At 35.9% G+C, this 6,676-nt stretch carries 9 protein-coding genes; 5 read left to right on the forward strand and 4 right to left on the reverse strand.

The features are described 5' to 3' along the window. Positions 1-138 precede the first annotated feature (138 nt). Both ABH942_RS16270 and ABH942_RS16275 read left to right on the forward strand, forming a co-directional pair. Positions 139-606 (forward strand): response regulator transcription factor, encoded by a 468-nt coding sequence (locus ABH942_RS16270; RefSeq protein WP_370033829.1) that lies wholly within the window; start codon positions 139-141, stop codon positions 604-606. A 119-nt stretch (positions 607-725) separates the two neighbouring features. After that, positions 726-1,265, forward strand: a complete 540-nt coding sequence (locus ABH942_RS16275; RefSeq protein ID WP_370033831.1) for a DUF4199 domain-containing protein — start codon at positions 726-728, stop codon at positions 1,263-1,265. A 75-nt stretch (positions 1,266-1,340) separates the two neighbouring features. On the opposite strand, the gene ABH942_RS16280 is transcribed toward ABH942_RS16275, so the two are convergent. The 4 genes from ABH942_RS16280 to ABH942_RS16295 all read right to left on the reverse strand — a co-directional run bounded on the left by ABH942_RS16280 (position 1,341) and on the right by ABH942_RS16295 (position 4,025). Continuing rightward, positions 1,341-1,532 carry a hypothetical protein gene (locus ABH942_RS16280; protein WP_370033833.1) on the reverse strand — a complete coding sequence of 64 codons (192 nt, stop codon included), beginning with the start codon at positions 1,530-1,532 and terminating at the stop codon, positions 1,341-1,343. 169 nt (positions 1,533-1,701) lie between these two features. Next, complete coding sequence (locus tag ABH942_RS16285) at positions 1,702-2,130, reverse strand: DoxX family protein (RefSeq protein ID WP_370033835.1); 429 nt, start codon at positions 2,128-2,130, stop codon at positions 1,702-1,704. Between the two features lie 252 nt (positions 2,131-2,382). After that, on the reverse strand, positions 2,383-3,423 hold the full coding sequence (locus ABH942_RS16290) for an RluA family pseudouridine synthase (RefSeq protein WP_370033837.1): 1,041 nt from the start codon (positions 3,421-3,423) through the stop codon (positions 2,383-2,385). Beyond that, complete coding sequence (locus ABH942_RS16295) at positions 3,420-4,025, reverse strand: PASTA domain-containing protein (protein ID WP_370033839.1); 606 nt, start codon at positions 4,023-4,025, stop codon at positions 3,420-3,422. The genes ABH942_RS16290 and ABH942_RS16295 overlap by 4 nt, the downstream gene beginning before the upstream one ends. Before the next feature lie 154 nt (positions 4,026-4,179). Between ABH942_RS16295 and ABH942_RS16300 the strand changes: the two genes are divergently transcribed. The 3 genes from ABH942_RS16300 to ABH942_RS16310 all read left to right on the forward strand — a co-directional run bounded on the left by ABH942_RS16300 (position 4,180) and on the right by ABH942_RS16310 (position 6,394). After that, entirely contained in the window at positions 4,180-5,166 is a 987-nt protein-coding gene (locus ABH942_RS16300) for a D-alanine--D-alanine ligase (RefSeq protein WP_370033841.1), read from the forward strand. Continuing rightward, on the forward strand, positions 5,154-5,612 hold the full coding sequence (gene coaD / locus ABH942_RS16305; RefSeq protein WP_370033843.1) for a pantetheine-phosphate adenylyltransferase: 459 nt from the start codon (positions 5,154-5,156) through the stop codon (positions 5,610-5,612). The genes ABH942_RS16300 and coaD overlap by 13 nt, the downstream gene beginning before the upstream one ends. A 215-nt stretch (positions 5,613-5,827) precedes the next feature. Further along, positions 5,828-6,394: a PhnA domain-containing protein gene (locus ABH942_RS16310; RefSeq protein WP_370033844.1), complete on the forward strand. Its 567-nt coding sequence runs from the start codon at positions 5,828-5,830 to the stop codon at positions 6,392-6,394. Positions 6,395-6,676: the final 282 nt, after the last annotated feature.

Below are 6,676 nucleotides of genomic sequence, written 5' to 3' on the forward strand. Positions count from 1 at the left end.
AATACAATTCATTCTAAACCGTTTCCTAAAAAGAAGCGGTTTTTTATTTTTATTATTTCCCAAATTCCACTCTCAACATAGAAATTATGAGAAACATTTTAAGGATACATTTTCTATCTTTGGATATAAAAATCATTTATGCGGGAGTTTTTCCAGAAATATAAGTCTACGATTTTATATGGCTTTTCACTTGCCGTGTTACTGTTTTTAATGAAATGGCTGGAATTCCGACTTATTGTCATTGATCATGCCCTGGAAATATACATCGGTTCCATTGCTGTAGTATTTACTGCACTTGGAATTTGGCTTGCCCTAAAACTCACAAAACCAAAAAAGGAAACGATAATAGTCGAAAAAGAAATCTATATCAACGATGCTGAATTCATACAGGACAGAAACCAGCTTGAAAAATTAAATCTGAGCAAACGCGAAATGGAAGTCCTTGAACTGATTGCACAAGGTTGCAGCAATCAGGAAATCGCATCACAACTTTTTGTTTCATTGCCCACTATCAAATCACATTCTTCAAAACTTTTTGAAAAACTTGATGTCAATCGCAGGACACAGGCTGTCGAAAAAGCAAAACGCCTGAAACTGATCCCTTAAGTAACTACTTAAGTTGTAAACTGGCTATACTAGTGCAAAATCATCCTTAAGTATGACTTTTGTCCATCTAAAAACATTCAATTTTGCATCATTGAAAATCAACTAAAAAATTTAAAAAGATGAAAAAAACGATTTTAATCAATGGACTTATTGCCGGATTTATAATTACGGCAATGATGGTAGTTTCTTCCCTACTATGCTATAAAAATCCAAATTTTGAAGGCAGTATGGTTCTCGGATATCTGGGAATGCTGCTTGCTTTTTCTTTTGTATTTGTAGGTATCAAAAGTTATCGCGACAAACACAACTCAGGAACAATTACTTTTGGAAAAGCCTTTAAAATAGGATTACTCATTACGCTTATAGCATCAACGGCATATGTGGCAGTATGGCTTATTGAATATTATTTCTTTATTCCTGATTTTATGGAGAAATATACAGCCCATGTTCTTAAGCAAGCTGCTGAAAGTGGTGCTACTGTAGCAGAAATACAAGCTCAGACTAGCGAAATGGAAACTTATAAAGAATGGTATAAAAATCCAATTATGGTAATTGTCCTAACCTATGCAGAAGTGCTTCCCATAGGACTAATTGTCACTTTAATTAGTGCTTTAATTCTAAAACGCAATCAAAAACCTGAAAAATATACTACCGCATAAAAAAAGAACCCTGCTTTTAGCAGGGTTCTTTTTTCTCATCTCATGTAAGGGTTTTTCTTTTCGCCATATGTATCGCTAAAACAGCATCATATTGATGTCGTTATTTTTCAAAAGCTCAAAATTCGTTTTTAAGAGATTCCTCAATTGCAAATTCTTATCCTTCATCTTTTTTTTAAGTTCCTCCTTCTTACTGATTAGCTCCTCAGTAAAACTTGGTTTTTGGAATAGGTTTCTTTCCGCCATTCCAAAAGTAATTTTCGTTTCCATTTTATAGCAATTTCAAGGTTAGTTGTGTGTGTTTTTCACATCTACAAGATACGACATTTTATCGGCTGCTATGCTAACTTTAACTTAAGAGATGATTAAATAATCCACCAATCAAAAAAAGAGCCGACTGATTAGCGGCTCTTTTCTTAAATTTAAGTTTATTATTTCTTTATTTCTGCATCTTAAAATAGTAATCCAGCGAGTGCTTTCCACCACCATACATCAAGAAAAATACACAAACAATAAGTGTTACGAGTGATATTATCAGATTCGTCATGACTAATGGTCCCACAAAATTAATTAATACTGCTCCGATTAATATGGGTAACTGTGCCCAGATAGCCCATCGCGTCAGGAGCCCAAATACAATCATGACACCTCCCATGATATGGGCAGCAGCAACATAATGATAGACAAGCATACCTCCATCAAAATTTCCCAAAGGAGCAAGCAAATCAATAAGCCTGTGGCTATCTTTGATGAATGATACGCCTTTGAGGAACAGAAATACTCCCAAAGCAATCCTTAAAATGTCAATCGGATAAGAAGTATGGGAATTGGCCCATTTATTCAGTTTTTTAATTTTTATCGTTTCCATGACGGAATAATTTAGAATTACCTATCTAAATTACTAATATTTAAGCATATAAATCATCTTTTTAAGATTAATTTTATTGATTACCAAAACCATACACTAAAAATAGTTCTTGATAAGCCTTCATATACTTTGCAGCTCTGCGTCTTTGCGAGCAATATTTTCACGCAAAGACGCAGAGCCGCAAAGTTCGTAAGAGAATTATTCAGGCTTTACCAGAAATAAAAAAGCAACGCTAAAACGTTGCTCTCTTTTTTAATCTTCTTCCTCGACAGTGTGCGAATTAGAATAGACCCGCCATTTTGCGATACATTCTTTCATATCTTCCGGAAGTTCTGTATCAAAGCTCATAAATTCTTTTGTCGTTGGATGCATAAAACCTAATGTTTTTGCATGTAGCGCCTGTCTCGGTAATATTTTAAAACAGTTGTCTATAAACTGCTTGTATTTTGTGAATGTAGTTCCTTTTAATATCAGATTACCGCCATAACGCTCGTCATTAAAAAGCGTATGCCCTATATGTTTCATGTGGACACGAATCTGGTGTGTTCTTCCGGTTTCCAACTTACAGGAAACCAAAGTTACATAACCAAAACGTTCCAAAACTTTATAATGCGTCACAGCGTGCTTCCCTTCTCCATCCGGAACAACAGCCATCTGCATCCTATCTTTAGCATGTCTTGCAATATCTCCGGTAACCGTACCTTCATCTTCAGCCACATTTCCCCAAACCAGAGCAACATATTCCCTTTCTGAAGTTTTTTCCTCAAACTGTTTCGCCAGGAAAGCCATTGCCTGTTCTGTTTTGGCAACAACCAAAAGTCCGGAAGTATCTTTATCAATTCTGTGAACCAATCCCGGGCGCTCGCTACTGTTTAGTGGCAGGTTCTCAAAATGATAAGCCAAAGCATTTACCAGGGTTCCTGTATAATTTCCATGTCCCGGATGTACAACCAAACCCGCAGGTTTATTGATTACCAACAGAGCATCGTCTTCATAAACAATATCAAGCGGAATATTTTCAGGAAGTATAAGATTTTCAAAAGGTGGGTGCGACAGCAAAACCCTTACAACATCTAAAGCTTTTACTTTATAATTGGATTTTACCGGAACATCGTTTACATAAATATTGCCTGCCGTAGCAGCCTGCTGTATTTTATTTCTTGTCGCATTTTCAACAAGATTCATCAAAAATTTATCTACTCGCAAAGGCGACTGCCCTTTTGATGCCTCAAATCTGTAATGCTCAAACAATTCGTCATCTAACGCCTCGTCTGCAATCGGATTATCTATCATTCTGTCGTTCCTGTATCAGTATTTTTAATCGAATCTGTTTCTTCTTCAAATCCTACTTTTCCATCACCCAAAACCAAATCAATTTTGGATGCTTTTTTCACTTTGTCGCCAGGCTTTAATTTCTTGCCATCAGCATACATTTCCAAAACCATATCCTTACCCAAATAAGGCTTGTATGTTTTTTTCCCAATCTCAAGACCTAATGCCACAAGAGACGGTTCTGCCTGACGTAATGTTTTTTCAATCAGATCCGGAATGGTAACCATTCCAAAATCAGCAGAATTCACTTTTATATAGATTTTTCTACCTTCTTTTACTTTTGCACCTGGCAATGGATCTTGCTGTACTACCGTATATTTTGGAAAATCTTTATTATAATCTACCGTATCCAGCAAAACATATCCTAAATCAAGTTCATTAAGTTTCTCTTCTGCTTGCTGTTCTGTCAGTTTTCTCAAATCCGGAACTGTGATTTCGGTTCCATGGTCAGTAGCGTAGCTCAGCCATTGCAGGATTAGAAAAGCCAATACGACTATAATCCCAAAAGCCAATAAAAGCTGCTTGAAAAAAGATTTGCTGGTAAGATATTTTCCTAAGGTCATAAAAATTACATTTCGTGCAAAGATATAAAAATACTAAAGGTTTTTAGTTTCAATAATTAGTGATATTTTTGTGAGAGGTTTTGGCACTTTTTAAGCTTCCAGACCTAATTTTTTGACAACAAACAAGTCTAAAATCTAAAATCCAAAATCTTACATGAACATAGCCGTTGTAATGGGTGGATATTCTGACGAATCAGTTATATCGCTCCGTAGTGGTCAGCTAATCCTTAATAATCTCGACAAGAATAAATACAAAACGTTTGAAGTTCATGTTTTATTGGATGGATGGAACGTAATAGTAGGAGAAGAAAAATTCCCGATTGACAAATCTGATTTTACTTTTACCCAAAATGGAACAAAGACAAAATTTGATGTCATAGTCAACACCATCCACGGAACGCCTGGCGAAGACGGCCATATGCAAGCCTATTGGGAACTTTTGGAGATTCCGTATTCCGGATGCAATTTCTATCAGTCTGCCCTAACATTCAATAAAAGAGACACTTTATCTGTGCTTTCAAAGTTTAACATCCCGAAGGCAAAATCCATATACCTCTCTAAAGGAGACACTATTAATGCCGAAGAAATCAAAACCGAACTTGGCTTGCCATTTTTTGTAAAACCAAACCAATCCGGAAGCAGCCTTGGTGTTTCTAAAGTAAATGACCTTTCAGAATTCGACAAAGCTCTGGACTTTGCTTTTGCAGAAGACAGCGACATATTAATCGAATCGTTTTTAAAAGGAACCGAAGTGTCTGTTGGCGTCATCAACTATAAAGGGGAGACAAAAGTTTTAGGTTTGACCGAAATTGTTCCTCATAATGACTTTTTCGATTACGAAGCAAAATATTTAGGCAAATCAGATGAAATTACTCCGGCAAGATTATCTGCTGAAGTGGAGCAAAAAGTAAGGGAAACAGCTGCAAAAGTATATCAGGCACTTGGTATGTCTGGTTTTTCCAGAACCGATTTTATTGTAATGGACGATGTACCACACTTTATTGAAATGAATACCAATCCGGGATTATCCGGGCAAAGTATTTTCCCGCAACAGGCGGCCTATGCAAAAATTGCTTTTTCTGATCTGTTAGACAATGAAATTGAACTGGCTTTAAAAAGAAAACTATTATGGAGAAAATAGCCGTATTTCCGGGATCATTTGACCCTATAACTTTGGGGCATTATGACATTATCAAGAGAAGTATTCCGCTTTTTGATAAAATTATAGTTGCTATTGGTGTCAATGCTGATAAAAAATATATGTTTTCTTTAGATGAAAGAAAACGTTTCATAGAAGAATGCTTTGAAAACCATCCTACTGTTTTGGTTGCTACCTATGAAGGTCTGACAATAGATTTTTGTAAAAAAGTAAATGCAAAATTCATCTTGAGAGGATTGAGAAACCCTGCCGATTTTGAATTTGAAAAAGCAATTGCACATACTAATCGTAAACTTTCAAAAATCGAAACCGTCTTTTTACTTACAGCTGCCAATACTTCTTATATCAGTTCGAGCATTGTGAGAGATGTTATTCGAAACGGCGGAGAATACGAATTATTAGTTCCGGATTCTGTTAGGGTAAAATAAAACTTCACTGATTGTTTTTGTCGCTGATTACGCAGATTTTCACGGATTTTATATCATCTGAATCTTTTTAATCATTATAATCTGTGGCTTATTATTTTCGCCACAGATTAACGGATTCTCACCCATTTTTGACAATTAGGATTATTTTAATCTGTGATATATTTCAAATTTATTTTAATTAACTGTATTTTCGCCAAAAATAAAATCCATTAAAAATGAGTTTAGAAAGAGATTTAATGAAACGTAGTGGCGGAAAATGCGAACTTTCAGGAGCCACAGAAAACCTAAAAGTATACCAAATACTTCCAACCCGAAAAGGAGGCATCGAGGAAAGCATCCTAGCCAGTGCCATCTGTATTGATCAGATTGAAAATCCGGAAACAACCGATCCAAATCTTTGGAGATGTCTTAACGAAAGCATGTGGAGCGAGCACTTGCCTGTTCAGATTGTATCCTGGAGAATGTTGAGCCGTTTGGGCAAACAGGAACTTTTAGAACAAATGTATCTGGAAGAAGACGATTTAGCCTGGGCTAAAGCAACCGGAGAAGGCGACGACGACGAAAACAAAATCGTTCACAAAGACAGCAATGGAGTAACTTTACAGACAGGAGATTCGGTCGTTTTGATTAAAGACTTAAAAGTAAAAGGCTCCAGTATGGTTGCTAAACAAGGAACTGCTGTCCGAAACATCCGTCTTGACCACGAAAACGCAGAATACATTGAAGGAAAAGTGGACGGACAAACGATTGTTATTATTACACAATACGTAAAGAAGGTATAACTTTTTGGAATTTTAGATTTTAGATTTTAGATTTTAGATTTTAGATTTTAGATTTTAGATTTTAGATTTTAGAAGGCAAACTGACTGACAATTCTTATTATTGTACAATATGTGAAGAAAATGGAATTTTTGATTTTGGATTTCAGATTTTAGAAAGCAAACCCGATGTTTAACCTTCTTAATCCGAAATCCGAAATCCGAAATCCGAAATCCGAAATCCGAAATCCGAAATCCGAAATCCGAAATCCGAAATCCGAAATCCGAAATCCGAAATCCGAAATC

Origin of the sequence: Flavobacterium sp. 28YEA47A (assembly GCF_041262125.1) — a bacterium.
Classification (GTDB): Bacteria; Bacteroidota; Bacteroidia; order Flavobacteriales; family Flavobacteriaceae; genus Flavobacterium.

Coding starts and splice junctions, on each gene's coding strand:
- ABH942_RS16285 (WP_370033835.1), bottom strand. CDS start 2,130: ATGGAAACGATAAAAATTAAAAAACTGAATAAATGGGCCAATTCCCAT.
- ABH942_RS16300 (WP_370033841.1), top strand. CDS start 4,180: ATGAACATAGCCGTTGTAATGGGTGGATATTCTGACGAATCAGTTATA.
- ABH942_RS16310 (WP_370033844.1), top strand. CDS start 5,828: ATGAGTTTAGAAAGAGATTTAATGAAACGTAGTGGCGGAAAATGCGAA.
- ABH942_RS16295 (WP_370033839.1), bottom strand. CDS start 4,025: ATGACCTTAGGAAAATATCTTACCAGCAAATCTTTTTTCAAGCAGCTT.
- ABH942_RS16280 (WP_370033833.1), bottom strand. CDS start 1,532: ATGGAAACGAAAATTACTTTTGGAATGGCGGAAAGAAACCTATTCCAA.
- coaD (WP_370033843.1), top strand. CDS start 5,154: ATGGAGAAAATAGCCGTATTTCCGGGATCATTTGACCCTATAACTTTG.
- ABH942_RS16290 (WP_370033837.1), bottom strand. CDS start 3,423: ATGATAGATAATCCGATTGCAGACGAGGCGTTAGATGACGAATTGTTT.
- ABH942_RS16275 (WP_370033831.1), top strand. CDS start 726: ATGAAAAAAACGATTTTAATCAATGGACTTATTGCCGGATTTATAATT.
- ABH942_RS16270 (WP_370033829.1), top strand. CDS start 139: ATGCGGGAGTTTTTCCAGAAATATAAGTCTACGATTTTATATGGCTTT.